This is a genomic window from Pseudomonas sp. 8O (assembly GCF_902506495.1).
Taxonomy (GTDB): Bacteria; Pseudomonadota; Gammaproteobacteria; order Pseudomonadales; family Pseudomonadaceae; genus Aquipseudomonas; species Aquipseudomonas chaetocerotis.
This window is the reverse complement of record NZ_LR733264.1, coordinates 1,975,859-2,002,158: the sequence shown is the minus strand read 5'-3', so window position 1 is coordinate 2,002,158 and position 26,300 is coordinate 1,975,859. Positions and strand designations below refer to the sequence as shown.

The 26,300-nt window shown below is 63.5% G+C and carries 30 protein-coding genes; 14 read left to right on the top strand and 16 right to left on the bottom strand.

Features of this window, described 5'->3' with window-relative positions; translation table 11 throughout:
* Positions 1 to 14: 14 nt before the first annotated feature.
* Positions 15 to 965: a FecR domain-containing protein gene (locus tag GV002_RS12040; RefSeq protein ID WP_160018594.1), complete on the bottom strand. Its 951-nt coding sequence runs from the start codon at positions 963 to 965 to the stop codon at positions 15 to 17.
* Positions 962 to 1,498 (bottom strand): sigma-70 family RNA polymerase sigma factor, encoded by a 537-nt coding sequence (locus GV002_RS12035; RefSeq protein WP_160018593.1) that lies wholly within the window; start codon positions 1,496 to 1,498, stop codon positions 962 to 964. Before GV002_RS12035 ends, GV002_RS12040 begins: the two co-directional genes overlap by 4 nt.
* Positions 1,499 to 1,586: 88 nt before the next feature.
* Here GV002_RS12035 and GV002_RS12030 point away from each other — a divergent pair, with 88 nt between their 5' ends.
* Entirely contained in the window at positions 1,587 to 1,802 is a 216-nt protein-coding gene (locus GV002_RS12030; protein WP_160018592.1) for a dodecin, read from the top strand.
* Here GV002_RS12030 and GV002_RS12025 read toward each other — a convergent pair.
* Positions 1,771 to 2,748 (bottom strand): SDR family oxidoreductase, encoded by a 978-nt coding sequence (locus tag GV002_RS12025; protein ID WP_160018591.1) that lies wholly within the window; start codon positions 2,746 to 2,748, stop codon positions 1,771 to 1,773. The two genes, GV002_RS12030 and GV002_RS12025, sit on opposite strands and share 32 nt — an antisense overlap.
* Before the next feature lie 290 nt (positions 2,749 to 3,038).
* Between GV002_RS12025 and GV002_RS12020 the strand changes: the two genes are divergently transcribed.
* Positions 3,039 to 3,623: a hypothetical protein gene (locus GV002_RS12020; protein WP_160018590.1), complete on the top strand. Its 585-nt coding sequence runs from the start codon at positions 3,039 to 3,041 to the stop codon at positions 3,621 to 3,623.
* A gap of 21 nt (positions 3,624 to 3,644) precedes the next feature.
* Here the strand turns inward: GV002_RS12020 and GV002_RS12015 are convergent, their stop codons facing one another.
* The 4 genes from GV002_RS12015 to GV002_RS12000 all read right to left on the bottom strand — a co-directional run bounded on the left by GV002_RS12015 (position 3,645) and on the right by GV002_RS12000 (position 5,887).
* Positions 3,645 to 4,874, bottom strand: coding sequence for a nucleoside recognition domain-containing protein (locus tag GV002_RS12015; protein WP_160018589.1), 1,230 nt, complete (start codon positions 4,872 to 4,874; stop codon positions 3,645 to 3,647).
* A 159-nt stretch (positions 4,875 to 5,033) separates the two neighbouring features.
* Entirely contained in the window at positions 5,034 to 5,495 is a 462-nt protein-coding gene (locus GV002_RS12010) for an inhibitor of vertebrate lysozyme family protein (RefSeq protein WP_160018588.1), read from the bottom strand.
* Between the two features lie 10 nt (positions 5,496 to 5,505).
* Complete coding sequence (locus GV002_RS12005; RefSeq protein ID WP_017676339.1) at positions 5,506 to 5,670, bottom strand: DUF1328 domain-containing protein; 165 nt, start codon at positions 5,668 to 5,670, stop codon at positions 5,506 to 5,508.
* 19 nt (positions 5,671 to 5,689) lie between these two features.
* Positions 5,690 to 5,887, bottom strand: coding sequence for a hypothetical protein (locus tag GV002_RS12000; RefSeq protein ID WP_099524987.1), 198 nt, complete (start codon positions 5,885 to 5,887; stop codon positions 5,690 to 5,692).
* A 363-nt stretch (positions 5,888 to 6,250) separates the two neighbouring features.
* On the opposite strand from GV002_RS12000, the gene GV002_RS11995 reads away from it, so the two are divergent.
* The gene (locus GV002_RS11995; protein WP_017676341.1) at positions 6,251 to 6,655 is read left to right on the top strand and encodes an acyl-CoA thioesterase; all 405 of its coding nucleotides are present in this window, start codon (positions 6,251 to 6,253) and stop codon (positions 6,653 to 6,655) included.
* Positions 6,656 to 6,730: 75 nt separating this feature from the next.
* On the opposite strand, the gene GV002_RS11990 is transcribed toward GV002_RS11995, so the two are convergent.
* The gene (locus GV002_RS11990; RefSeq protein ID WP_160018587.1) at positions 6,731 to 7,831 is read right to left on the bottom strand and encodes a TRAP transporter substrate-binding protein; all 1,101 of its coding nucleotides are present in this window, start codon (positions 7,829 to 7,831) and stop codon (positions 6,731 to 6,733) included.
* A gap of 246 nt (positions 7,832 to 8,077) precedes the next feature.
* Here GV002_RS11990 and GV002_RS11985 point away from each other — a divergent pair, with 246 nt between their 5' ends.
* The 3 genes from GV002_RS11985 (at position 8,078) to GV002_RS11975 (ending at position 10,991) form a co-directional block, all read left to right on the top strand.
* The gene (locus GV002_RS11985) at positions 8,078 to 8,623 is read left to right on the top strand and encodes a TRAP transporter small permease subunit (protein ID WP_160018586.1); all 546 of its coding nucleotides are present in this window, start codon (positions 8,078 to 8,080) and stop codon (positions 8,621 to 8,623) included.
* Entirely contained in the window at positions 8,616 to 9,992 is a 1,377-nt protein-coding gene (locus GV002_RS11980; RefSeq protein ID WP_160018585.1) for a TRAP transporter large permease, read from the top strand. Before GV002_RS11985 ends, GV002_RS11980 begins: the two co-directional genes overlap by 8 nt.
* 99 nt (positions 9,993 to 10,091) lie before the next feature.
* Positions 10,092 to 10,991, top strand: coding sequence for a D-hexose-6-phosphate mutarotase (locus GV002_RS11975; protein WP_160018584.1), 900 nt, complete (start codon positions 10,092 to 10,094; stop codon positions 10,989 to 10,991).
* Positions 10,992 to 11,115: 124 nt separating this feature from the next.
* On the opposite strand, the gene GV002_RS11970 is transcribed toward GV002_RS11975, so the two are convergent.
* From GV002_RS11970 to purE, 6 genes are all read right to left on the bottom strand, one after another.
* Entirely contained in the window at positions 11,116 to 11,595 is a 480-nt protein-coding gene (locus tag GV002_RS11970; RefSeq protein ID WP_160018583.1) for an FAD/FMN-containing dehydrogenase, read from the bottom strand.
* A gap of 18 nt (positions 11,596 to 11,613) precedes the next feature.
* On the bottom strand, positions 11,614 to 12,150 hold the full coding sequence (locus GV002_RS11965) for a DUF3299 domain-containing protein (RefSeq protein ID WP_160018582.1): 537 nt from the start codon (positions 12,148 to 12,150) through the stop codon (positions 11,614 to 11,616).
* A gap of 64 nt (positions 12,151 to 12,214) precedes the next feature.
* A complete protein-coding gene (locus tag GV002_RS11960; protein ID WP_160018581.1) occupies positions 12,215 to 12,460 on the bottom strand; it encodes a GlsB/YeaQ/YmgE family stress response membrane protein in 246 nt (81 codons plus the stop codon).
* 66 nt (positions 12,461 to 12,526) lie between these two features.
* A complete protein-coding gene (locus GV002_RS11955; RefSeq protein ID WP_160018580.1) occupies positions 12,527 to 13,291 on the bottom strand; it encodes a substrate-binding periplasmic protein in 765 nt (254 codons plus the stop codon).
* 53 nt (positions 13,292 to 13,344) lie between these two features.
* On the bottom strand, positions 13,345 to 14,430 hold the full coding sequence (locus GV002_RS11950; RefSeq protein ID WP_160018579.1) for a 5-(carboxyamino)imidazole ribonucleotide synthase: 1,086 nt from the start codon (positions 14,428 to 14,430) through the stop codon (positions 13,345 to 13,347).
* Positions 14,431 to 14,578: 148 nt separating this feature from the next.
* Positions 14,579 to 15,070, bottom strand: a complete 492-nt coding sequence (purE, locus tag GV002_RS11945) for a 5-(carboxyamino)imidazole ribonucleotide mutase (RefSeq protein ID WP_003242109.1) — start codon at positions 15,068 to 15,070, stop codon at positions 14,579 to 14,581.
* A 276-nt stretch (positions 15,071 to 15,346) separates the two neighbouring features.
* Here purE and adhP point away from each other — a divergent pair, with 276 nt between their 5' ends.
* From adhP to GV002_RS11920, 5 genes are all read left to right on the top strand, one after another.
* Positions 15,347 to 16,369, top strand: a complete 1,023-nt coding sequence (gene adhP / locus GV002_RS11940; RefSeq protein ID WP_160018578.1) for an alcohol dehydrogenase AdhP — start codon at positions 15,347 to 15,349, stop codon at positions 16,367 to 16,369.
* A gap of 118 nt (positions 16,370 to 16,487) precedes the next feature.
* Positions 16,488 to 17,282 carry a hypothetical protein gene (locus GV002_RS11935; protein WP_160018577.1) on the top strand — a complete coding sequence of 265 codons (795 nt, stop codon included), beginning with the start codon at positions 16,488 to 16,490 and terminating at the stop codon, positions 17,280 to 17,282.
* Between the two features lie 81 nt (positions 17,283 to 17,363).
* On the top strand, positions 17,364 to 18,356 hold the full coding sequence (locus GV002_RS11930) for an AraC family transcriptional regulator (RefSeq protein ID WP_160018576.1): 993 nt from the start codon (positions 17,364 to 17,366) through the stop codon (positions 18,354 to 18,356).
* A gap of 274 nt (positions 18,357 to 18,630) precedes the next feature.
* Complete coding sequence (locus GV002_RS11925) at positions 18,631 to 19,659, top strand: histone deacetylase family protein (protein ID WP_160018575.1); 1,029 nt, start codon at positions 18,631 to 18,633, stop codon at positions 19,657 to 19,659.
* Between the two features lie 63 nt (positions 19,660 to 19,722).
* A complete protein-coding gene (locus tag GV002_RS11920; RefSeq protein WP_160018574.1) occupies positions 19,723 to 20,817 on the top strand; it encodes a polyamine ABC transporter substrate-binding protein in 1,095 nt (364 codons plus the stop codon).
* A 247-nt stretch (positions 20,818 to 21,064) separates the two neighbouring features.
* On the opposite strand, the gene GV002_RS11915 is transcribed toward GV002_RS11920, so the two are convergent.
* Positions 21,065 to 21,970: a LysR substrate-binding domain-containing protein gene (locus GV002_RS11915; protein WP_160018573.1), complete on the bottom strand. Its 906-nt coding sequence runs from the start codon at positions 21,968 to 21,970 to the stop codon at positions 21,065 to 21,067.
* A gap of 363 nt (positions 21,971 to 22,333) precedes the next feature.
* Between GV002_RS11915 and GV002_RS11910 the strand changes: the two genes are divergently transcribed.
* Both GV002_RS11910 and GV002_RS24320 read left to right on the top strand, forming a co-directional pair.
* On the top strand, positions 22,334 to 23,758 hold the full coding sequence (locus GV002_RS11910; protein WP_160018572.1) for an aspartate ammonia-lyase: 1,425 nt from the start codon (positions 22,334 to 22,336) through the stop codon (positions 23,756 to 23,758).
* Positions 23,759 to 23,771: 13 nt separating this feature from the next.
* Entirely contained in the window at positions 23,772 to 23,900 is a 129-nt protein-coding gene (locus tag GV002_RS24320; protein ID WP_256667064.1) for a hypothetical protein, read from the top strand.
* A 200-nt stretch (positions 23,901 to 24,100) separates the two neighbouring features.
* Here the strand turns inward: GV002_RS24320 and GV002_RS11905 are convergent, their stop codons facing one another.
* On the bottom strand, positions 24,101 to 25,567 hold the full coding sequence (locus GV002_RS11905; RefSeq protein WP_160018571.1) for a PLP-dependent aminotransferase family protein: 1,467 nt from the start codon (positions 25,565 to 25,567) through the stop codon (positions 24,101 to 24,103).
* 97 nt (positions 25,568 to 25,664) lie between these two features.
* On the opposite strand from GV002_RS11905, the gene GV002_RS11900 reads away from it, so the two are divergent.
* Complete coding sequence (locus GV002_RS11900; RefSeq protein ID WP_160018570.1) at positions 25,665 to 26,297, top strand: FMN-binding negative transcriptional regulator; 633 nt, start codon at positions 25,665 to 25,667, stop codon at positions 26,295 to 26,297.
* Positions 26,298 to 26,300 lie beyond the last annotated feature (3 nt).

Here is a 26,300-nt window from a genome sequence, read left to right as displayed (position 1 = left end):
GTACGGCCTGGCTCCTAGCCGCGCGGCCTGATCAGGGTCAGCCAGGGGCCATAACGCTCGATCTTGAGCGGCAGCGTCTCAGCCAGTGCGTTCAACGCGCGGTCGCTGTCGTCCAGTGGGAATACGCCCTGCACCCGCAGGTTGCGTATCTGTGGGTCGAGGCGCAGAAGACCGCGACGATAAGGCCTCAGGGCCTCGATCACCGCATCCAGCGGCTCATCAAGCACGCTGAGCTGGCCCTCCTGCCAGTCGGCACGGAAGCGCTGGTCGCTGTCGAGACGCTCGATGCGTGCCGCGTGCAGTACAGCGGACTGCCCCTCCTGCAGGTCGAGCTGGCTGCCCGTGGGCAGGGAGACCCGCACGGAGTGCTCCAGCACCACCACACGGGTCGACTCGTCCTGGCGCTCGACCAGAAAGCGGGTACCCAGTGCGCGTGCATCACCTTGCTCGGTACGCACGATGAAAGGCCGCGACGGATCTGTCGCCACCTGCACCACCAGTGCTCCGCGACGCAGGCGGAGCAAGCGTTGCCCGGCGGAGAAATCAAGATCCACAGCACTGCCGGCATTCAGGCTCAAACGGCTGCCATCGGCCAGTGTCAGGTTGCGCCGCTCACCCGTGCCCGTATGCAGATCGGCCAGCAGGGCCTGGCCGCTGTCGCTGCGCGCCGCCAACCAGAGGCCGCCACCGAGCAGGCCGACACCAACCAGCCCACGTAATACATCGCGGCGGCAATGGGTGGGTTGCAACAAGGGCTCGCGCAGGGCGCTCGGCGCGCGGCGCACGATATCGTAGGGCTCGCCCAACCGACTCTGCAGCTGTTGCCAGGTATGGGCATGGCCGGGTGCGGCATTCAGCCAGTTCTGGAAGGCATCCTCGGTACGTACGTCAACACGGCCCGAGCGCAAGCACACCATCCAGTCGATGGCCTGTTCGACGACGGGGTCGAGCGCTTCGCCTTTCACGGCTGCATACCGCTCAGCCAGCACTGGCGAATGGCCTGGGTCATGTAGCGGCCCACCGTACGCTCGGAGACACCAAGGCGCCGGCCGATCTCTGCATAGGAAAAACCATCGAGCTGGCTGTAGAGAAACGCCTGTTTCACTGCCAGGGGCAGGTCTGAAAGCGTGCGGTCGATGCTGGTAAGCGCTTCCAACAGGAGGATCTTCTCCTCGGGCGAGGGGGCGAACTCTTCGGGCAGCAGCGCCAGTCGCTCCAGGTAGGCCTGCTCCAGACGCTGGCGGCGGTAGCGATCGTAGATCAGCCTCCGGGCGACAGTGGAGAGAAAGGCGCGAGGCTGTTCGAGGCTTTCCGGATCGACACGGGCGGTGAGCAGTTGGCAGAAGGTTTCTGCAGCGGTGTCTTCGGCGTCAGCGCGGTTACGCAATTGGCGCTGAACATACTGCAGCAGCCAGCGATGGTGGTCGCTAAAGAGAAAGCCCAATTTGGAAGCAGTCGACACGGCAGTCGTCTCATGGCGAATGAGAATTTGTCGCATTTTAACGATGTAACGAGCTGCCTGTAAATGACACTAATGCTCAGCAGGCTAGTCTCAATGCTGAACCCTCAAGACTCAGGAGCCCATCATGTCCACCCATCACACCTACAAGAAGATCGAAATCGTCGGCTCGTCCCGCACGAGTATCGAGGAGGCCATTGAGAACGCCTTGGCCGAATGCGCTAAGAGCGTGCGCAACATGGACTGGTTCGAGGTCGTCGATACCCGTGGCCATATCGAGAATGGCAAGGTGGGTCACTACCAGGTCACGCTCAAGATTGGCTTTCGCTTGAGTGGTAGCTGATGCCCTGGGCGGTGAGGAAGGCGAAGAAGGCTTCGCGGCTCGAATAGCGCGGTTGGTAGCCAAATTCCTCCTTCAGGCGCTGGTTGGTCAGCACGGGTCGGTAGCGCAGAAAATCCAGTTGCTCCGGGCCGTACTGACTCAGTCCCAGTGGCTTGAGCAGGCGCAGTGCGCCGCTGAGCAGCGACGCCGGTAGCGGCCGGTAGGGTTTGCCGAGGATCTCGGCGATTTCCTTGAGACTCAACGCGCCATCGCCGGCCAGGTTGTAGATACCTTCGCGGTTCTCTTCCAGGCCCTGACGGATGATGCTGACCACATCCTGCTCCCAGATGAACACGAAACGGCTGCTGTGGCCGAGCACGCCGAGCACCGTGCGCTTCTTGAACAGGTCGCTGATCGGGTTGTTCAGACGTTTGCCAAGGATGGTGCCGGGGCGTAGCACCAGTTGACGCAGTTGCGGATGTTCCTCGCGGCAGCGCGCCAAAAATTGTTCGATCTCCAGTTTGTGCTTGGCGTAGGCGAAATATGGGTGGCCGCGCAGCGGCTGGTCTTCGTCGATCCACTCGGCATTGTCTGCGGCGTAGCCGTAGGCTGCGCCGGAGCTGGCAACTATCAGTTGGCGTACGCCGTTGGCGAGTGCGCTGTCCACCAGACACTGGGTACCACCGACCTCGATGGCGTGCAGGTGGGCTTCGGTCATATCGCGCGGTGGGCGTATTACCGTGGCCAGGTGGACGATGGCGTCCGGTTTCCAGCCGCTGATGCAGGCGCGCACCTGCGCCGGGCGACCCATGTCCAGCAGCACCGGCTCGACGTTGGCTTTCAGCCCTTGGCTGGCGAGGGGGCGTATGTCTGCGGCGATAAGCGTCCATTCGGGGTGCTGAATGGCCAGTTCGTCGAGCAACTGATGGCCTATGAAGCCGGCTGCACCGGTGATCAGAACGCGCATGACGGTCTCCCGGCGGACGCTGATGTCCGCCCTGGTCCGTTCGATTGCCGGAAGAGCCCCGGCGCGACGGACGTGGCCCTTTGGATAAACGGGCCTGGTGGTTATTGTTTTTACCCGGCGTCAGGCTAGGCAGGCGACCGTCGGCTGACAATGGCGGAAGTCGCCAGCGGCCGTGGCGATTTACGCCAGGCGGACGGAGGGTGTGGCACCGCGCACAGCCATGAGGGTTGCGGCTGGCCACCAAGGCGTGGATCAGGCAAGCTGGCCACGCTTATTCAGGGAGGATAGTCATGTTCAGGATGATGCTGGTGTTGTTCGTCGCGCTGTCGCTCGGAGGCTGCATCGACAACGAACCGCCACTCGCCGAGGAGCGTCGCCTGCTGCTCAGCGGTGAGGATTTCGCCGCTTACGAGGCGCCGGACGAGGGGCGCTACGAAAAGCTGGTGACCTACGCTGCGCGCAGCATCGACCTCAGTTTCGAGACCGAGGGCAGCGACTGGTTCTATCTCTACAGCGGCGTCTCGCTTTACCCGCGCGCCGGTGATGCCTTGATGACCAGCTACGCCGAGACGTTCGGCGCCTCGTTCGGCCTGCGTGACAGCGGGTTGGTGCAGCAGGATCTGCCACTGGAAACCAAGCTGGCCAGTCGCGCCAGCCTCAAGCTGCTGACCCAGGACGGTGAGCCGGTGGGCAACCTGTTCTATGCCACGGTCGGCAACAAGTCGATGTTCACCATCTTCACCGGGGTGTACTTCGAGCAGCCCGAGGACTTCGAGGCGTTCATCGCGCCCAAGCTGCTGGCGTTGCGTGAATACCAGCATACCGATCCGTTGCTGAGCTGGGCGGGCGACAAGCTGGGGTTCGGCGCCGATTGAGCCGCCCCAGCGCGAAGACGATCAGCCGAAGAACCAGTAGCACACGCCGATGGCGGCGATGATGCCTGCCGCGTCGGCGACCAGGGCGCAGCCTACGGCATGGCGGGCGCGCTGCAGGCCGACCGCGCCGAAGTACACCGCAAGCACGTAGAAGGTGGTCTCGGTACTGCCCTGCACCGTAGCCGCAACCAGCGCCGGGAAGCTGTCGACACCGAAATTCTCCATGGTTTCGATCAGCATGGCGCGTGCAGCACCACCGGAGAAGGGTTTCATCAGCGCAGTGGGCAGGGCGTCGACGAAGCGGGTATCCCACCCCAGCGCTTCGACCAGCCAGCGAATGCCGTCGAGGCCGAAATCCAGCGCGCCGGACGCGCGCAGCACGCCTATGGCGCAGAGCATGGCGACCAGATAGGGCAGCAGGCTCTTGGCCACATCGAACCCTTCCTTGGCGCCTTCGATGAAGCTCTCGTACACCGCCACCTTGCGCAGGGCGCCGACCACCAGGAACAGCAGGATCAGGCCGAACAGAGTGAGGTTACCGAGCAGCGATGACAGCGCCGCCAGGGCAGTGGCGCTCATGCCGGCGAGCAGGGCCATGAAGCCGCCGAGCAGCAGCGCGGATGGAATCAGGTAAGCCAGCACCACCGGGTCCCACAGGCGCAGGCGTTGCATCAGCGACACCGCGAGCAGGCCGGCCAGGGTCGACGCGCTGGTCGCCAGCAGGATGGGCAAGAACACCAGGGTGGGATCTTCGGCGCCTTGCTGCACGCGGTACATGAAGATCGATACCGGCAGCAGGGTCAGCGATGAGGTGTTGAGTACCAGGAACAGGATCTGCGCGTTGCTTGCCGTGTTGGCGCTGGGGTTGAGATCCTGCAGGGCGCGCATGGCCTTGAGGCCGATGGGCGTGGCGGCGTTGTCCAGGCCCAGGCCGTTGGCGGCGAAGTTCATGCTGATCAGCCCGAGCGCCGGGTGGCCCCGTGGTACTTCCGGCATCAGGCGGGCGAACAACGGGCCCAGCATGCGTGCGAGCAGATCGACCAGCCCAGCTTTTTCGGCGATGCGCAGCAGCCCCAACCACAGCGTCAGGGTGCCGAACAGCACCACCATCAGCTCCACCGAGAGCTTGGCCATGGCGAACAGGCTCTCGACCATCGCGCCGAACACGGCGGCGTCGCCGCCGATCAGCCAGCGTGCCAGAGCGGCAGCAGCTCCCAGCAGAAAAAAGCTCAGCCATAGGCCATTGAGCATTGCGACCCCCCCTTAGATTGGCCGGCGGTGCCTTCCTTGGTGTCCTTATCCCTGAGGGAAAGGTGGCGCGAAGCGCCGGATGCGGGAGGGCATGCCGTTATGGCGGGGGATGATAACGTGCCGGCGGTGTCTATGGGACAGCCGGCAAACTGTCGTCACTCAATACCAGTTGGGATCGCTGCGCAGCTGTTCCATCAGCATCTGCTGGACCTCCTCGTCCGGGTCGCCCAACCAGCGCAGGCTGGCGTGTTCACTGGGCGCGCGATCCTCGGGCAGGCCATCGGGCACCTGCACGTATAGCGCGTAGGCTTCGTCGTCTTCCCATTCGAAGGCGACATAGGCGCGCTGCCCGAAACATCTGTGCGCTTCGCAGACCTGGCCGACCAGGTAGCGATCACTGTCGGCTTCCACTGCCTGCATGGGCGTAGACAGGCCGCTGAGATTGATCAGCCAGTCCGGCAGGCGCTCTTCATCCTTTACCAGGTCCTGCCAGGCATGGCGGTACTCGGCGTTGCTGGTCAGCAACTCGCCTGGATGGAAACTGGTGTCGCGGTCGGCGGCCTGAGCCGCCAGGGCGCCGCCCATCAGCAGGGCGGCGGCAATGGCGTGAATCGACTGCATCTATCTCTCCCTAAAGACGCGGGCGACGGCCCATGACGAACGAGACGATGAATAGCACCAGGAACACCACGAATAGAATCTTGGCGATACCTGCAGCGGTGCCAGCGATACCACCGAAGCCCAGTACTGCGGCGATGATGGCGATGATCAGGAAAGTGACTGCCCAACTAAGCATGGTGTTTCTCCTCGATGGATCAGTGGGTAATGGCCCAGGCAGGCCAGGGGTCTTGCGCATTGCTCGGGTCTACAGGCTGGGGCGCAGCGCCCGTGGGCAGCTCCAGCTCGGCGGTATTGCGGCTCGCGCACAGGGTCTGACCAATCAGTACAACGCTGGCGAGCGTCAGGCTGAGCAGAAGCAGCAAGGTGGCGAGCACCAGAGCAACTATCCACATGGCGATTCTCCTGTTGCGTTGGAGGCGGATGGCTCGTTATCCGTCTCTTTCTTGTTCTGCATTGCAACCGGTGCATGACCGGTCACCCACTGGGAACATTGCAGCACCCGTGCCAGGCTGTTTTTTTATATAAAATCCTTGAAAATCAGTTATTTATGTTTTTTAAGAGGTGCTAGGGGGCAGGCATACTGCCCGAACGAGGTTTAGCCTGTCGTGCGTTTTGCACGACCCGACATGGGCTGTGACGTTTTGCGTCCTGCCAGAGTGGTCGCTCGTCGACTGCACAGTCGGTATACTCGCTGCGCCCGTGTGCCATGCGGGTTCCGCGCCCAGAACAACAACCGCGCCGCGAGTCTCGAACCGATGAACGACTACGAACAGGAAGACCCGATTCCCCAGGGTGACCTCGCCCTGCAGATCACCGCGTTGCCGCGCGAGACCAATGGTTTCGGGGATATCTACGGTGGCTGGCTGGTATCGCAGATGGATCTTGCCGGCACCGCAATGGCGAGCAAGGTCGCAGGTGGCCGTGTGGCGACCGTCGCCATCGATCGCATGGCTTTTCTGGTACCGGTATCGGTGGGCGCCCAGCTCTCGTTCTACACCCAGGCACTGGAGATCGGCCGCAGTTCGATTCAGATGATGGTCGAGGTGTGGAGCGATGATCCGCTGTCCAACGAGTGGCGCAAGGTCACCGAAGCGGTGTTCGTGTTCGTCGCCATCGACGGCAGTGGTCGCACTCGCCCGGTGCCGCCGCGTCGCGGTTGACGTTTACCCAGCGCAAACGCGAATTGCAGTAACGAAAACGCCGGCTAGAAGCCGGCGTTTTGTTTTGCTGAGCGATCAGCCGCGGATGTTGTAGATATCCTTCTCGTTGCTTTCCGCGTATTCGTAAAGGCGCTTGAGGTAGGCCTTCTGGTGTTCCCACACCTTGCTCGCTGCCGGGTCGGCCGCTGCGCTGGCATCGACCACCTCGGCCGCCACTTCCTTCAGGCGGGCCAGGACTTCGTCCGGCAGGCGGCGAACTTCCACGCCGTCGGCCTTGAGTTGCTCCATGGCCTCCATGTTCTTGGCGTTGTAATCGTCGAGCATGTCGCCGTTGACGTCACGAGCAGCGGCGCGAACGATGGCTTGCAGATCCGCAGGCAGGGTTTCCCAGGCCTTGATGTTGACGTCCAGCTCGAACAGAACGCTCGGCTCCTGCCAGCCTGGGGTGTAGTAATACTTGGCTGCTTTGTGCAGGCCGAGGGCCAGATCGTTGTATGGGCCGATCCACTCGGTGGCGTCGATGGCGCCAGTCTGCATGGCGGTGAAGATTTCACCGGCCGGCATGTTGACCACGGTGCCGCCCATCTTGGTCAGCACTTCGCCGCCCAGGCCAGGGGTACGCATCTTCAGACCTTTGAAGTCCTCGACCGAGTTCATTTCCTTGTTGAACCAGCCAGCGGTCTGCACGCCGGTGTTGCCACAGGCCATCGGCAGTACGCCGAATGGTTTGTAGACTTCTTCCCACAGTTGCTGGCCACCGCCACGATGCAGCCAGGCGTTCATTTCCTGGGCATTCGGGCCGAATGGCGAGGCGCAGAAGAACTGGGCCGCCGGGACCTTGCCTTTCCAGTAGTACGGTGCGCCGTGACCCATCTCGGCGGTACCGCGGGAGACTGCATCGAACACTTCCAGTGCCGGTACCAGTTCACCTGCTGCGTACACCTTGACCTTCAGGCGGCCGTTACTCATTTCATCGACCAGTTTGGCGAAGCGCTCGGCCCCCACGCCGACGCCCGGAAAGTTCTTCGGCCAGGAGGTGACCATCTTCCAGTTGAAGGTTTGGGAACTCGAGCCCTCTTGGGGTGCTGCGGCGCTCTTGGCCTCTTCTTTACAGCCAGCCAGTGCGGTTGCTGCAAGGCCTACGCCCGCTGCGGCGAGTATGTCGCGACGTTTCATGCAATGCTCCTTCTTGTTGTATTGGTCTTACCACGGGATCGCCGAAGGTAGACCGGGCGTGAATAACATAGGGGGTCGTGACCTACAAGCCTAGCTACTACGACTAAAGTTGTACGGGCATTGCTGCATTACCGGTAGCCTGCCTAGAATCGCCGGCCTGCGGCTCACAAGGACGCGGGCGGCGTGATGTGCAGCCAACCGGCTTGCTGTCCTGTCTCCTACACTCATAACGATAAAGGACTCACTATGTCCGACAAGCCTTCATTTCCCCTCGCTCTTGCATATCTGATCGATGCGCTCAACAGCTGGCTCGGCAAGGCCTGCGCCTGGCTGACGGTATTTCTGGTGATCGGTACCGCCATCGTCGTGGTGCTGCGTTACGGTTTCGGTATCGGTGCGACAGCCCTGCAGGAGGCGGTGCTTTACGCTCACGCACTTGTGTTCATGGGTGCAGCGGCCTGGGTGCTGCAGCGCAACGGTCACGTGCGCGTGGATATCTTCTACCAGAAGTTCAGCGCCCGCCGTCAGGCGTTGGTGGAAATTCTCGGTAACCTGCTGTTCCTGCTGCCGGTCGCGCTGTTCCTCGGCTGGGCCAGCTGGGACTACGTCAGCAACGCCTGGTCGACTTTGGAAGCTTCCAGCGAGTCTGGTGGCCTCAAGTTCGTCTATCTGCAGAAGAGCATCATCCTGGTACTGGTCATCAGCCTGGTACTGCAAGGTATTTCCAATATGATCAAGGCGCTCTACGTCTTCAGCGGTCGCCTGCCGGCTCCGGAGGTGAAACATGGCTGAGTTGATGGCGATTCTGCTGTTCGTCAGTATTTGCGTGGCCTTGATGGCCGGCTTCCCGGTGGCGTTCACCCTGGCCGGCGTTTCCCTGCTGTTCGCCGCTATCGGCGTCGTCACGGGCACCTTCGACCCCGGTTACCTCAGCGCTCTGCCGAACCGTCTGTTCGGCATCATGAACAACCAGACCATGCTCGCCGTACCGCTGTTCGTGTTCATGGGCGTGATGCTGGAACGTTCACGGGTGGCCGAGGACTTGCTGGAGTCCATGTCGCGCCTGTTCGGCACCCTGCGTGGCGGCCTGGCGATTTCCGTGTGCGTGGTCGGCGCTCTGCTGGCGGCTTCCACCGGTATCGTCGGTGCCACCGTGGTGACCATGGGCCTGCTGGCTCTGCCGACCATGCTGCGCCGTGGTTACGACCCGGCCATTTCCACCGGTACCCTGGCGGCTACCGGCACCCTGGGGCAGATCATTCCGCCTTCGATCGTGCTGGTGTTGCTGGGTGACGTGATGTCCAGCGCCTATCAGCAGGCGCAGCTGAAGATGGGCATCTTCTCGCCGAAGACCGTGTCGGTCGGTGACCTGTTCGTCGGCGCGCTGATTCCCGGGCTGCTGCTGGTTGGTCTGTACATCGTCTACATCATCGCAGTCGCCATCCTCCAGCCGAAGAAGCTACCGGCGCTGCCCCAGGAAGAACTGGGTCCGATCGAGTGGGGCAAGCTGATCAAAGCCCTGGTACCCCCGCTGATCCTGATTGGCGCTGTGCTGGGCTCGATCCTCGCTGGCTACGCCACGCCGACCGAGGCTGCCGCGCTGGGGGCCGTGGGCGCCATGTTGCTGGCCTTCAGCAAAGGCAAGCTGAACTTCGGTCAGCTCAAGGAAGTGGCTTACGGCACCACCGAAATCAGTGCCATGGTCTTCATGATCCTGATCGGTGCCTCGCTGTTCTCCCTGGTGTTCCGAGGCTTCGGCGGTGAGGTGCTGATCGAGGACGTGTTCGCCCAACTGCCTGGCGGCGTGCTCGGTGCGTTCTTCCTGGTGATGCTGGTGATCTTCCTGCTCGGCTTCATCCTCGATTTCATCGAGATCACCTTCGTGGTGGTACCGATCGTCGGGCCGGTGCTGCTGGCCATGGGCCTCGACCCGATCTGGCTCGGCGTGATGATCGCGCTGAACCTGCAGACCTCCTTCCTGACTCCGCCATTCGGCTTCGCGCTGTTCTATCTGCGTGGCGTGACGCCGGCGAGCATCCCGACCAGCACCATCTACAAGGGTGTCGTACCGTTCATCCTGATCCAGATTCTGCTGCTGGTGATCGCCTACATCTTCCCGGGGCTGATCACCTGGCTGCCGGAACAGGTCTACGGCAAGTAAGCATTGCTAGCTGGTTTGGCAAAACGCCCGTCCTCGTGATGGGCGTTTTGCTTTTTGCGTTGTCACACTGTCTGTCATCTATCTCAACGAGAGGTCGCCATGAGCACCGCCCAAGTCGAACGCGTGGAACTGGATCAACTGGTCTGCTGGCGCATCCGTGCCGCCGACAGCGAATTGCTGGTGGCCCAGCAGGGTGCGCAGATTCTCAGTTACCAGCAGAGCGAGCAGCCGCCGCTGATCTGGCTAAGCCCGGATGCGGTCTACCAGCGTGGACAAAGCGTGCGTGGTGGTGTGCCGGTGTGCTGGCCCTGGTTCGGTGACCTGCGGCGCAATCCGCAGGCGGTGCAGGCGCACTATCAGGAGGAGCAGGCGCCAGCCCACGGCCTGGTTAGGGCGCTGGACTGGGAGCTGCTGGGCATCGACGAGGAGGACGACACTGTCACTCTGCGCTTTGCCTATGACACGCGTAATCAGCCGCTGGACGGCTGGCCCAGGGACGTCGGCCTGACCTTCGTCGTGCGTCTGGCGCAGGATCTCAGCATGAGCCTGGAAACCCACAATCGCGGTGACACGCCCCTGACCCTGAGCCAGGCACTGCACAGCTACTTCGCCGTCAGCGACGTGCGCCAGGTCAGCGTCGAGGGGCTGCAGGCCTGTCGCTACCTCGACACCCTGCTGGACTGGCAGGAGCTGCGTCAGCAGAGCGAACTGGGATTCAGCGCCGAGACGGATCGCATCTACCTCGATACCCCCGCGCGGCTGAGTATCGTCGACCCCGGCTGGGGCCGGCGCATCCATCTGGATGCCCGTGGTTCACGTTCGGCCGTGCTGTGGAATCCGTGGGTCGACAAGGCCAGGCGCCTCTCGCAGTTTCTCGATGACGCCTGGCAGAACATGTTGTGTATCGAAACGGCCAATGTGCTGGAAGACGTCGTGCAGCTAAAGCCGGATGAAAGGCATCGCCTGGAGTTGCGTATTTCGAGTGAGCTGACGGGCTAACAGTCAGTGCCGATACATCGAATCTGTAGGAGCCGCGCCTCGCGGCAAATCGCAAGTACGCCGCCAAACCGGAAGCTTCGCCCAGGGGGCTCCTACGAAAGGCATATAGCGGCCTGCTGGTTCTTCACTGACTGTCAGTGCTTGCTTGTGCCTCCAGGGCTTTTCGCAGATCGTCAGCGCGGCTGAAAACCTGCTGCGAGACGATCTGCAGACCATCGAGCTGCAGCCATAGCACTTCGCCCTCGCCGGCCGGATAGCGCGGGGCGATGCGCGCATCACGGTCGAGGAGGATGCGATAGCTGTAGTCGCGCATCTTCGGCAGGGCGAAGAGGCTGGCGATGACCCCGGGCATGCGGCTGATATCGGCGAGAAAGACCGCCTGGCGCTGTTCCAGATAGCCCCTGGGTTTGCCGTCCAGGGCGGCGTTGACCAGCTTGGCGCCGTCCATGTCGCGCGCCACCAGCAGCACGCGGGTCTGCTCGTTGAGGGTGTAGGGTGCGTCATGCTGATCCAACAGCGTCCAGGGCACCAGGCGCTCGCCGGGCTCCAGGGCCAGCGCAGCGGTGGACAGCAGGCACAGCAATAGCAGGGCGGCAGCTTTCATGTGCGGGCTCCAGAGCGATCAGTAGAGGTCTTCGTCAGTTACCAGGCGGACTTCGCCCGCTTCCATGGCATAGGCGGCGTCGGCCAGGTCGTTGCTGACCTGCTCCACCTTGAGCTCGCCGCTGACCCACAGTGGGGCGTAGATATCGTCGAGCGGGATGCCCTTGGGATAGCGCACCAGCACCAGCTGATTGGGCGGCGGTGGCGGTACGTGGATGCAGGCGCCTGGGTAGGGCACCAGAAAGAACAGCGTGCTGTTGCCTTTCTCGTCGTTTTCCAGCGGCACCGGGTAACCCCCCAGGCGGATGGCCTTGCCGTCGAGTGCGGCGACGGTCTTGGTGGAGTACATGACCGCAGGCAGGTCCTTGTCCTGCTGACGCAGGCCGCCTTCGCCGTAGAAGGTGCTGTCGCCTTCAGGGCTGTCGTGACTGATGTCGGGCATTTCCTCGAGGGCCTTGCGGTCTTCGGGGGGCATCAGGTCGAGCCAGTCGGTTTCCGGCAGTTCGGCGTGGGCCAGGCCGGTAAAGAAGAGCAGGGCGAGCAGCAGGTGGCGCATGGGGTATGGCATCTCGTGGCGGCGTGAACGAGGAGCCGACAGGTCGGCTCCTGACCGGGGCCTTTCAGCCCTTCTTGATCGCGCCGTAGATTACCAGCAGAACGACGGCGCCGATCACTGCGCCGATAAAACCGGCGGCCTGTCCGGCTTCGTAGATGCCCAGTGCCTGGCCGCCATAAGTCGCGGCAATGGAGCCGCCGATGCCGAGCAGGATGGTCATGATCCAGCCCATGCTGTCATCGCCGGGCTTGAGAAAACGTGCGATCAACCCGACGATCAGGCCGATGAAGATGGTGCCGATAATGCCCATTGGCGTGTCTCCTTGATGTGTGCCGCTCGTGCGGCAGGCTCGTCATGGGACAAGCCAATGTGGCTATCAGTTCGCCTGGTCTGGCGGCAGAACGCCATAACGGTGGTAGATCAGGGCAACTTCGCCCTCCTCACGCATACGTTCGAGCTCAGCACCCAGGCGGTCGTAGAGTTCGCGCCGGTCGCTCCGGTAGCGTTTCAGCGATGCGCCGAAGTGGTTGCCCAGTATCTGCTGGTGTTTGTAGTGCGCGTAGCTGTAGTCGCGAAAGTTAATCGCCTGGAATTGCGCTTCCATCGGTACGGCGTCGATCACTGCGATGGTGTCCAGGCGCCCGGCCCGGAACATCGCGGCCAGCTGCGCGTCGTCGCTGGCATAGGCGCGATCGAGCAGGTCGTCGCTGTCGAAGGGCTCGAAATAGGCTGTACCGCGTTTGACGCCCACGGACAGATCGTACAGATCCTCGTAGCGGCTCGGTCTGGCTTCTTCCCCCGGGCGCACAACGAAGCGAACGTTCAGTTGTTGATTGCCAATGCTGGGCAGGAAATGGATGTACTCGAGCCGCTGTTGAGTGAGCAATACGCGCGGCACCAGGTCGACTCGCCCGGAGCGAAGGTCGTCGAGGCTGCGCAGAAAGGGTGCTTCACGCCACTGCAGGTCTACCCCGACGCGGTGTGCGGCAGTTTCCAGCACGCTGATCAGCGGGCCGCTGGGCAGCCCGTCGACCGCTCGCATTTCCGGCGGCCGTTCGCGAAAGTCGACGCGCAGCACCTCTGGCGCGCCAACGCAGGTCAGCGTGAACAGTAGTGGCAGTAAGGAAAGAAGACGCTTCATGGGGGCTCTTGAACGACCACCGTCGTTCAAGAGTCTAGCTGCGAATCGACCGGTCAGTCTTCGGCGATCAACGCCTGAACGTCGGCGATACGCGCATCCAGGCTGGCGCGGTCGGCGCACCGCAGGGTGGCATGACCGACCTTGCGCCCGGCCTTGAAGGCCTTGCCATAGTGGTGCAGGTGGCAGTCGGCAACGCTGATCACCTTGTCCACCGGCGGCACCGAACCGATGAAGTTGAGCATGGCGCTTTCGCCCAGCTTGGCGGTGGAGCCCAGCGGCAGGCCGGCGACGGCGCGCAGGTGGTTTTCGAACTGGCTGCACTCGGCACCTTCGATGGTCCAGTGCCCGGAGTTGTGGACGCGCGGGGCGATCTCGTTGGCCTTGAGACCGCCGTCCACCTCGAAGAACTCGAAGGCCAGCACGCCGACGTAATCGAGCTTGTCCAGCACGCGGCCAACATAGTCCTCGGCCAGTGCCTGCAGCGGGTGATCGGTGCTGGCGACGGACAGGGCGAGGATGCCGCTGTCGTGGGTGTTGTGCACCAGCGGGTAGAAGCGCGTTTCGCCGTCGCGGGCGCGCACGGCAATCAGCGATACCTCGCCGGTGAAGGGTACGAAGCCTTCGAGGATGCACGGCACGCTACCCAGCTCGGCGAAGGCGCCGCTGACGTCTTCGGGCTTGCGCAGCACCTTCTGGCCCTTGCCGTCGTAGCCCAGGGTGCGGGTCTTCATCACCGCCGGTAGGCCGATGCTGGCCACTGCGGCGTCGAGGTCAGCCTGCGACTGGATATCGGCGAACTCCGGGGTGGGAATGCCCAGCTCGCGGAACATGGACTTCTCGAACCAGCGGTCGCGGGCGATGCGCAGGGCTTGCGCGCTCGGGTAAACCGGTACGAACTGCGAGAGGAAGGCCACGGTCTCGGCCGGCACGCTCTCGAACTCGAAGGTGACCAGGTCGACCTCGTCGGCCAACTGGCGCAGGTGGTCCTGATCGCCGTAGTCGGCACGGATATGCTCACCGAGCGCCTGGGCGCAGGCGTCCGGCGCGGGGTCGAGGAAAGCGAAGTTCATGCCCAGCGGGGTGCCCGCCAGGGCCATCATGCGGCCCAGCTGGCCGCCACCGATCACACCTATTTTCATAACAAAGCCCCTTTATCAGCAGGTGGCGAGACCAAGCAGTTGAACGCTGCCCGCAGCGCAGGAAGCGGATTTTACGCCGGTAAATGAGCATTCCGAGCAGCGGACAGCGTTCAAATGCACCGTGTCGCAGCCCCTGATGGAATGGGCTTCAGGCCTCGCGCGGGTCCGGGTTGCTCAGCACGGTATCGGTCTGTTCCTGGCGGAACTGCTTCAGCGCCGCGTGAAACTGCGGGTGCTGGTGACCGAGGATGCTGGCGGCGAGCAGGGCGGCGTTGACCGCGCCGGCCTTGCCGATGGCCAGGGTGGCGACTGGAATGCCGGCCGGCATCTGCACGATCGACAGCAGTGAGTCGACGCCCGAGAGCATGGACGACTGCACCGGTACGCCAAGCACTGGCAGGTGGGTCTTGGCCGCGCACATGCCCGGCAGGTGAGCGGCGCCACCGGCACCGGCGATGATCACCTGAATGCCGCGTGCTTCTGCCTCTTCGGCGTACTGGAACAGCAGATCCGGGGTGCGGTGGGCAGAGACCACCTTGACCTCGTGGGGGATGCCCAGCTTGTCCAGCATCTCGGCGGTGTGGCTAAGGGTGGACCAATCGGACTTGGAGCCCATGATCACGCCAACCAGTGCGCTCATCAAAGTGCCTCTTCTCTCGGGCGCCTCGCGGCGCGTCAAAAACCAACAAGCCACGCGGGCGGGCCAGCGTGGCTTGTCATGATTCGTTGGCCGGGTGCTGCCGGCCGAAGGCCGCGCAGTATAACGCAAAGCCACTGCTGGCGGGCAGTGGTGATGACCGTTTGTCATGCAGGCTGCGGCAGAGGAGGAAAACCGCTTAAACCTTGCTCTGGGGCAATGCCGGGGTGGGCTGCGCGCGCACACTGGTCAGACACTCGCATGCAAGAGGAGCCGCGCATGAACCAGACCATGAAAGCCGCCGTCGTCCACGCCTTCGGTGAGTCGCTGCGTATCGAGGAGGTAAAAACCCCGCTGCCCGGCCCCGGGCAGATTCTGGTGAAGATCGAGGCCTCGGGCGTTTGTCACACCGACCTGCACGCCGCCGAGGGCGACTGGCCGGTGAAACCCAGCCTGCCGTTCATTCCCGGTCACGAGGGCGTCGGCTACGTGGCGGCGGTCGGCAGTGGCGTTACTCGGGTCAAAGAGGGTGATCGCGTCGGCGTGCCCTGGCTGTACACCGCCTGCGGCTGCTGCGAGCACTGCCTGACCGGCTGGGAAACCCTGTGCGAGAGCCAGCAGAACACCGGTTATTCGATCAATGGCGGCTACGCCGAATACGTGCTGGCTGACCCGAACTATGTCGGCATCCTGCCGAAAAATGTCGACTTCCTCGAGATTGCGCCGATCCTTTGCGCTGGCGTGACGGTGTACAAGGGCCTCAAGGAAACCAGGGCACGTCCCGGCCAGTGGGTGGCGATTTCCGGCATCGGCGGCCTCGGCCATGTTGCGGTGCAATACGCCCGCGCCATGGGCCTGCACGTCATCGCGGTGGACGTCGATGACGCCAAGTTGGAGCTGGCGCGCAAGCTCGGCGCCAGCCTGACCATCAACGCGCGCAAGGAAAACCCGGCCGAGGTGGTGCAGCGCGATATCGGCGGTGCTCACGGCGTGCTGGTCACGGCGGTATGCAACGCTGCTTTCGGCCAGGCCATCGGCATGGCACGCCGACATGGCACTGTGGCGCTGGTTGGCCTGCCGCCGGGTGATTTCCCCACCCCCATCTTCGATGTGGTGCTCAAGGCCATCACGATCACCGGCTCCATTGTCGGTACTCGCGCCGATCTGCAGGAAGCGTTGGATTTCGCCGGCGAGGGTTTGGTCAAGGCCACGGTGCACAGCGACAAGCTCGACAACATCAATGCGATCTTCGATCAGATGCGCGGTGGGCAGATTGAGGGGCGGGTGGTGCTGCAGTTCTGATTCAGGAAAGGTCACGGATTGGCAACTTTCCTACAGAACGGACGCGGACGGGCGCACAGATCGCCGCCAGGCGGCAGGCTATACTTTGCATCCTTCATCCGAACAAGGACGTGTCGTCATGAAACAGTACGTTTCGCTCGTTGCTCTCTCCCTGCTCTCCCTTCAAGCCGCTGCGCTGGATCTGGCCAAGCATCCGCAGGTCTTCGATGCCGGCCAGGGCGTCAGTCTGGCGTTGGCCCCTTCCGCTGACGGCAAGCAGGCGCTGGTGCAGGTTCGCGGCATCAATCACCCGCTCGATGAGGTGGTGTTCCTCACCGACGTCCGCGAGCTGGGTAACGAGCAGCGCGACTATGGCATCCGTCTCGATGGTCGCGACTACAACCTGCTGAACAAGCGCCGCGCCTGGAGCGGCGAGAGCTACCAGCTCAACCTGCCGAACACCCCAGGGTTCGAGCTCAGCTACAACGAGGACAAGACCAAGGCGCTGAAGCCGAAGGACCTCCTGGCGATATACCAGAAGCAGGAGAAGGATGGGCTGCAGGTGCGCCTCGCCGCCTTCGACCGCGAGCAGCGTGTTGCCGATTACAGCGCTCGCCTGCAGGAGATCGACGGTGAAGCCTCCAAGGCCTGCGCCACCGAGCTGAGCACCAAGGTGGACTGGAGCGCGATGTCTGATGAGCAACTGATGAGCCTCAGCGTGCCGAGCTTCTGCGGTGAAGTGGTCAACCAGATGGCCTACCTGTGTGGCAAGGATGAGCGCTACAAGGCTGAGGCCAAGACGCTCAAGGGTGTCGACTGCCGCTTCGGCGAGAGCATGAAGTTGCGCGAGCAGGACGGCCAACTGCAGTTCACCACCCTCAAGGACGAACCGAATCAAGGCGACTTCATCAACGCGATTCTGCGTAATCGCTGATCCTTCCCGGCGGGCTGCGGCCCGCCGTCTCGCGGCATATTTCTTGCGTTCCTTTGCGTAATCACGCATACGGAACGCATCATGCTGCACGCCCCACTGACCACCCTGCATGTGGTTTCCCTGATCCTGCATCGCTTCGCCGAGCAGCCCGAGCTACGCCCGCAATTACTGGCCGGGAGCGGCATTGGTGCGGCTGACCTGGACAATGCCGATGCCCGCATCACCCGGGTGCAGGAGCTGCAGGTCTGCGCCAATGCCCTGGCCCTGCGTGCTGATCTGGGGCTCGACCTGGGGCGCAGCCTGCATGTTTCCTCCTATGGGCTGCTTGGTTACGCTGCGCTGTCGGCTGCCACCTTTGGTGACGCCTGGCGCCTGTTGCTGCAATATCCGGCGCTACTCGGCACCTATTTTCGCCTCGACATTGAGGTGGAAGGCGAGCTGGCCTGGATCTGCGCCAGCGGTTACCGCGATGCCGAGGCGCTGGAAGTGTTCAACGTGGAGATGTGCCTGGCTTCGCTGAAACTGATCGGTGACGAACTGCTGCGCCAGCCGCTGCCACTGGAGGGCGCCGAGTTCACCTATGCCCAGCCGCGCTACGTGAAGCACTATGCACACAGCTTTCCCTGCCCGCTGCGTTTCGAGGCCCAGCGCAACGCCTTCGCCTTTCCCGCCGCGTTGCTGGAGCGCCGTCTCCCGCTGGCCGATAGCGTCACCCACGGCGACATGGTGGAACGCTGCCGCCGCCTGAATGCCGAGTTCAGCAGCCGCCAGGCCTGGCTTGAGCGAGTACGCCAGTTGCTCGCCGCGCAGTTGGCCGAGCCGCCGGGGCTGGAGAACCTGGCGCAGCAGATGCATTGCTCGCCGCGTACCCTGCGCCGTCACCTGCAGGAGCTGGGCACCAGCTACCAGGGCTTGCTCGACGAGCTGCGCTTCGAGCGCGCCAAGGCGCTGCTCAGCGAGGAGCAATGGCCGGTGTACCGCATCGCCGAGGTGCTCGGCTTCAGCGAGACCGCCAGCTTCCGGCACGCCTTCCAGCGCTGGAGCGGCGTGCCGCCGAGCCGCTTTCGCGCGTAGCCCGGATGTAAAGCGGGCTACCGGGTTGGTGCGCATGGCGCACCCTACGAATCGGTGTGGCGCGCTTTTGTAGGGTGTGCCGTGCGCACCGAGTCCTCATTCCTCCGCCTGCACATTGCGGTAGATCTGCAACCGCGTCGCTGTGCGCTGTTAGAAAATCTCCCCCGGCGATTTTTTTGGCCATTTCGATCCCCTTTTGGCCATTGTCAGCGTTCTCGATTCGGTTCCAGCGGGCGAACAATGCAGGCACAACAACGAGCCTGGAGCGCTTTGCATGCTCACCTACTACAGCGACGACCATCACCTGCACCACGGCAAATGCGAGCTGATCGACGGGCAATTGATGCCCTGCTTCGAGAAGCCGCAGCGCGCCGATCACATCCTTGCGCGCGTCAAGGCTCGCCAGCTCGGCGAAGTCCGCGCGCCCAAGGATTTCGGCCTGGCGCCCATCGAGCGCATCCACAGCAAGGCCTACCTGGAATTCTTCAAGGGCGCCTGGGCGCGTTGGCAGGAGCAGGGCGGCAAGGGCGACCTGCTGCCGTTCACCTGGCCGGCACGCACCCTGCGCCGGATGATCCCCAACGATCTGCACGGCCAGCTCGGTTTCTACAGTTTCGACGGCGGCGCGCCGATCACCGCCGGCACCTGGCAGGCTGCCTACAGCGCCGCGCAGGTTGCGCTCAGCGGGCAGGCCGAGATTGCCAGCGGCGCCCACAGTGCCTTCGCCCTGTGCCGTCCGCCAGGCCACCACGCCGCTGGTGACGTGATGGGCGGCTACTGCTACCTGAACAACGCCGCCATCGCCGCCCAGGCCTTCCTCGACCAGGGCCGCAAGAAAGTCGCCATCCTCGATGTCGACTACCACCACGGCAACGGTACCCAGGACATCTTCTACCAGCGCAGCGACGTGCTGTTCGCCTCCATCCACGGCGACCCGGCCGAGGAATTCCCGTTCTTCCTCGGTTATGCCGACGAACTGGGCGAGGGTGCCGGCGAGGGCTGCAACTTCAATTACCCGTTGCCGATGGGTAGCTCCTGGGACACTTGGAACGCGGCGCTGGAGCAGGCCTGTCTGCGCATCGCCGACTACGGCGCCGACGTGCTGGTGGTGTCGCTGGGCGTGGACACCTACATGGAAGACCCGATCTCGCAATTCAAGCTCGATAGCCCGGACTACCTGGCGATGGGCCGGCGCATCGCCGCGCTCGGCTTGCCGACGCTGTTCATCATGGAAGGCGGCTACGCCGTGGAGGCCATCGGCGTCAACGCGGTCAACGTGCTGGAAGGCTTCGAGGGCGCCTGAATGGCGCCTCGTCAGCGATCAAGAATCTGCCAAACAAGAGCAACATTTCAGGGGTGAGAAACGATGAAAGCCATCAAACAGATGCTCGGCGTCGCCCTGTGCGGCGCCACCCTGCTCAGCGGCGCGGTGCAGGCCAAGGAGCTGCGCGTGTACAACTGGGCCGACTACATCCTCCCGGAGGTGCCCAAGGACTTCCAGAAGGAGTCCGGCATCCAGATCACCTGGGACACCTTCGAGACCAACGAGGCGCTGGAGGCCAAGCTGCTCACCGGCAACTCCGGATACGACCTGGTGATCCCGTCCAACCAGTTCCTCGAGACCCAGATCAAGGCCGGCGTATTCGCCCCGCTGGACAAGTCCAAGCTGCCCAACTGGAAGAATCTCGACCCGGTACTGCTCGGCCTGCTGGAGAAGAACGACCCCGGCAACCAATACGGCGTGCCCTACATGTACGGCACCGTGCTGATCGGCTACAACCCGGACAAGGTCAAGGCTGCGCTCGGTGACGATGCGCCGGTGAACAGCTGGGACCTGGTGTTCAAACCCGAGTACATGGAGAAGCTGAAATCCTGCGGTGTGGCCATGCTCGACTCGCCCACCGAAATCATCCCCATCGCCCTGCACTACCTGGGCCTGGACCCCAACAGCGCCAACCCGGCCGACTACGACAAGGTCACTGAACTGCTGCTCAAAGTGCGACCGTACGTGGCCTACTTTCATTCGGCCAAGTACATGACCGACATCGCCAACGGCGACATCTGCGTGGCCATCGGCTATTCGGGCAGCTTCTACCAGTTCGCCAACCGTGCCAAGGAAGCCGGCAACGGCGTGGTGATCAACTGGCGTTTGCCGAAAGAGGGCGCACCGATCTGGTTCGACACCTGGGCCATCCCCAAGAGCGCGCAGAACGTCGACGAAGCCCACGCCTTCATCAACCATCTGCTCGAACCCAAGGTCATTGCGCCGATCAGCGATTTCCTCGGCTATCCCAATCCCAACGTGCCGGGCATGGAACTGGTGGGCGCGGAAATTGCCGATGACCACGACCTGACCCCGACGCGGGAAATGCAGAAGTCGCTATACGTGGTGCAACCGCTGCCGCAGAAGATCGAGCGCGTGCGTACGCGGGCGTGGACATCGATCAAATCGGGTAAATGATTCGTCGCTAAAAGCTCGCGGTTGAAGCGCAATGCCGCCCAGCCGCTCCTACAGAGCGCGATGCCCTCTGTACCGATGGTGCCCACGCTCTGCGTGGGCACCTGCGTTTGTGACGCTCTGCGTCATGTGTGGCGGCGTTGGTGGTTGTGACGGACGCAGAGCTTCCTAGGCTGCGTTTCCACGCGGAGCGTGGGAACGATCAATTTCCCGCGAGAGCCGCTGCGCGCAGCGCACCCTAGCCGAACGCTCAGCTGCCCACCTCCCCCGTCTCCAACTTGCGCCACAGCAAGCGCACCGCCGCCTTGCGCACCAGGGCGCAGCGGTACAGGCGGATTTCCAGCGGGATCTGCCACTGCTCGCCACCGCAGATGGCCAGTTCGCCACGGGCCAGTTCAGCGGTGACCGACAACCGTGGCACCCAGGCCACGCCCATGCCTTGCAGGGCCATGCTCTTGAGACTGTCGGCCATGGCGGTTTCGTACACCGTCGTCGAGCGCAACGCGCGCTGGCGCAGCAGCAGGTTGACCGAGCGCCCGAGAAAGGCGCCGGCGCTGTAGGCCAGCAGCGGCACACTCTGGCCATTGTCGAGGTCGTACAGCGGCGCGCCGGACTCGTTCACCGCACACACCGGCAACATGGAGGTCGCGCCCAGGTGCAGCGAGGGGAAGATCGCCGGGTCCATCTGCAGTGCTGCGTCGGGGTCGTAGTAGGCGAGGATCAGGTCGCAGGCCCCTTCGCGCAGCGAGTGCACCGCCTCGCCGACGTTGGTCGCCACCAGTCGTGTAGTCAGTGGCAGGCCTTCGCGGCGCAGGCGGGCGATCCACTCGGGGAAGAAGCCCAGGGTCAGCGAGTGGGCGGCGGCAATCGACAGCATTTCGCCCTGCTGACCTTCCAGGTTGTGCAGGTGGCGCACCACTTCGCCGAGTTGCTCGACCAGGCTGCGCGCGGTAACCAGGAACAGTCGGCCGGCCTCGGTGAGTTCGACGGGTGTGCAGGAGCGGTCGACCAGGGTTAGGCCGAGCATCGCCTCAAGGCTGCGGATGCGTCGGCTGAACGCCGGCTGGGTGACGAAGCGCTTTTCCGCGGCCTGGGAGAAGCTACGGGTGCCGGCCAGGGCGACGAAGTCTTCCAGCCATTTGGTTTCCAGGTTCATCGAGTCTCCGTAGCCCGGATGCAATCCGGGGGTGGCCCATCAATTTGTCCCGGGTTGCATCCGGGCTACAGCGGGCCGAACGCGGTTCGGCAGACGCAGCTGCCGTGGTGCGTCGCGTAGCCCACCAGGCGATGGATCATCGTTGCGCCGATGGTGGGTTACGCCGCGTCTCGAACGACGTGATGGTCGGCAATGGCAGCATGCGGCTAACCCACCCTACGTTTGCCGCTATCCCGCAGTCACATCCACATTATGCCGATTGTGCATAGGTCAGCAAGTAACGGCATTGGTAGCGAGACGGTCAGAGCCCTTATTCTATGGGCATCGCGGCACTCGCCGTATTTCCCAAGAGCCATCGCTATCATGTCCTCTGCTGCATCTGTTCGCGTCGAAAAAGACCTGCTCGGCACCCTCGAAGTCCCTGCCGATGCCTATTACGGCATCCAGACCCTGCGCGCCGTGCAGAACTTCCGCCTGTCCGGTGTGCCGCTGTCGCACTACCCGAAACTGGTAATCGGCCTGGCCATGGTCAAGCAGGCCTCGGCGGACGCCAACCGCGAGCTGGGCCACCTTAGTGCCGCCAAGCACACGGCGATCAGCACTGCCTGTGCGCGCATCATTCAGGGCGAGTTCCACGAGCAGTTCGTGGTCGACATGATCCAGGGCGGCGCCGGCACCTCGACCAACATGAACGCCAACGAAGTCATCGCGAACATCGCGTTGGAGGCCATGGGCTTTGAGAAGGGCCAGTACCAGCACCTGCATCCGAATAACGATGTGAACATGGCGCAGTCGACCAACGATGCCTATCCGACCGCCATCCGCCTTGGCCTGCTGCTCGGTCACGACAGCCTGCTGAGCGCACTGCACAAGCTGATCCAGTCGTTCGCCGCCAAGGGCCTGGAGTTCGGCCACGTGCTGAAGATGGGCCGTACCCAGCTGCAGGACGCCGTACCGATGACCCTCGGCCAGGAGTTCCGCGCCTTCGCCACCACCCTCGGCGAAGACCTGCAACACCTGAAACTGCTGGCGCCGACCCTGCTCACCGAAGTCAACCTGGGCGGTACCGCGATCGGCACCGGCATCAATGCCGACCCGAAATACCAGGCCCTGGCGGTCAAGCGCCTGGCCATCATCAGCGGCCACCCGCTGACCCCGGCTGCCGACCTCATCGAAGCCACCAGCGACATGGGCGCCTTCGTGCTGTTCTCCGGCATGCTCAAGCGCACCGCGGTCAAACTGTCGAAGATCTGCAACGACCTGCGTCTGCTCTCCAGCGGCCCGCGTACCGGCATCAACGAGATCAACCTGCCGGCGCGTCAGCCGGGCAGCTCGATCATGCCGGGCAAGGTCAACCCGGTGATCCCCGAGGCGGTCAATCAGGTGGCCTTCGAAGTGATCGGCAATGACCTGGCGCTGACCATGGCGGCCGAGGGCGGCCAGTTGCAGCTGAACGTGATGGAGCCGCTGATCGCCTACAAGATCTTCGACTCGATCCGCCTGCTCACTCGCGCCATGGATATGCTGCGCGAGCTGTGCATCGACGGCATCACTGCCAACGAGGCGCGCTGCCGTGAGCTGATGGAAAACTCCATTGGCCTGATCACCGCGCTGAACCCCTACATCGGCTACGAGAACGCCACCCGCATCGCCAAGGTCGCCCTGGAAAGCGGGCGCGGCGTGCTGGAGCTGGTGCGCGAGGAACAACTGCTGGACGAAGCCACGCTGGCAGACATCCTGCGCCCTGAGAACATGATCGCCCCGCGTCTCGTGCCCTTGCAGTCCTGAGTGGAGAACCATCATGCAGCCTACAACGACGCCTAACGTCCGGTTCCTGTTCCGTACGGTGCATCCGCCACGGCGCTTCTGGCCCGGCCTGGGTGGTTTCTACACCGGGGCGAGCCAGGTGCAAGCCCGCCCGCGCAGCTGACAACCTGTTCATAGGAGGCCTTCACCAGCCTCAACCTTCAGGGATGGCTTTGGCCATCCCTTTTTTTGTGGTCTGCCATCCCTGGCGGCCACCCTTGGGCCGTCGCAAGCGACGTCAAAAACTGCTCCCGGCAGTTTTTTGCCTGCCATTCAAGGGCGGCTGCCGTAGGGTGCGCCGTGCGCACCGCCGGCTGGCCTGGGTTACAGCCTCCACGCCCGACGCAGCGTCTGTACCGCCTCGACGATCTGCGCCTCGGGCACTGCGGCAAAGCCCAACACCAACCCGGCGCGAGCATCTTCGGTCGTCTCGCTGCCTGGCAGCCAGTAATCGCTCAGAGGGTTCATCTCGATGCCGGCTGCGCGCGCGGCGCCGATCAACTCGCGCTCGCGCGTGAGGCTCTCGACCTTGATGCTCAGGTGCAGGCCGGCTTCCACGGCCGGCAATGACGCACACCCGGGAATTACCTTCGGCCAGGACTCGATCAAGGCGTCGCGTCGGCTGCGCGCAGCCTGGCGCATGCGCCGCACATGGCGCTGAAAGTGCCCGGCGGCGATGAATTCGGCCATCACCGCCTGGGTGCCAACCTCCAAATGGCGCATCTCCAGCGCCTGGCGCCTCGCGAAGCTCTCGGCCAGCGCTGGCGGCAGCAGCAGATAGCCCAGGCGCAGAGCCGGGAAGGCGAGCTTGCCGAAGGTGCCGATGTAGATCACTCGCTGCTGTTCGTCCAACGCTGCCAGCGGCGCGAGCGGTGTGCCGCTGTAGCGGTACTCGCCGTCGTAGTCGTCCTCGATGATCCAGCCGTTCACGCGCTTGGCCCACTCCAGCAATGCCAGGCGTCGCGGCAGAGACAGGGTGACGCCGGTGGGGTACTGGTGCGCGGGCGTGACATAGGTCAGGCGGCAATTATTCAGGCGCTGCAGGGCGGCGACGTCCAGGCCTTCGCCGTCCACCGACACACCGCACAGCTGCGCGCCGGCCATGGCAAAGGCATGGCCCGCCGCGCGGTAGCCGGGGTTTTCAATGGCCACACGGTCGCCCGGTTGAATCAACAGTTGAGCGCAGAGGCTGATGGCCTGCTGCGAGCCGCAGGTGATCAATACCTGGCGTGCCTCGCAGGTCAGGCCGCGACTGTTGCGCAGGTAGGCGGCGATCAGCTCGCGCAACTGCATGTCACCGGCCGGGTCGCCATAGCCCAGCCGTGCCGGCGAGGGTTTGCGCCAGAAGCGTGCCTGCAGGCGTGCCCAGGTCTCGAAGGGGAAAAGATCGAAGGCCGGTATACCGATGCGAAAGGCGCGCGGTGCGCCCTCGATGGGCATCGCCAGGTGATGGTTCTGTAACAGCTGCAATGCCGGGCTGGCGGTTGTTGGGGGGACGGCTGTTACTGCGGCAGGGCGATTGCGCGTCAGCTCGGCGACATAGGTGCCATCGCCAACCCGCCCGGCTACGTATCCTTCGGCATACAGCTGGTCCAGCGCGCGGGTCACGGTATTGCGCGAGATGCCGAGCAGCGCGGCCAGCTCACGGCTGGCTGGCAGGCGTGTGCCTCCAGCCAGGCGACCGTCGAGGATGCGCTCGCGCAAGGCCTGGTAGAGCTGGCGCGCCAGGCCCTGGCCGGGCTGCAGATGAATGCCGGAAAGATCGAATGGCAAGGCGGACGAGCGATTCATGATCAGCAGATTGGCTCTATCAAAGTCATAAGGAATGGATCTTACGTCAGGCCAATATTCTGCCTAGCATGGCCCCATCACACCAGGAGAAAACGTCATGTACTGCCCCGCCGCCTTCCGTCAGGACGACCTGGCCACCTTGCATGCGCAGATTCAGGCCAGCGGTCTGGCCATTGTGACCAGCACTGGCGAGCAGGGCCTGCAGGCCAGTCACCTGCCGCTGCTGCTTGAGCCTGGTGAGGGCGAGTTCGGCACCCTCTATGGCCATTTCGCCCGGGCCAATCCGCACTGGCGTGACCTGGCCCGCGGCGCCGAGGCACTGGTGGTGTTCAGCAGCGCTGACGCCTATGTGCATCCTGGCTGGTACCCGGCCAAGGCCGAGCACGGCAAGGTGGTGCCGACCTGGAACTACATCGCCGTGCATGTCTGGGGCCAGGCCGAGGTGTTCGATGAGCCCGAGCGCTTGTTGCAACTGGTCAGCCGCCTCAGCGACCGCCACGAACAGGGGCGCCCACAGCCCTGGGCGGTCAGCGATGCGCCGCGCGACTACATCGACGCCATGTTGCGCGCCATTGTCGGTTTTGCCCTGCCGATTCGCAGAATTGAGGGCAAGTGGAAGCTCAGCCAGAACCGTTCCGAGGCGGACCAGGCTGGTGTCCGTGCCGGCCTGACGACGTCAACCGCACCGCGTGACCATGAACTGGCGGCGCAGATGAATCCCACCGACTGACCA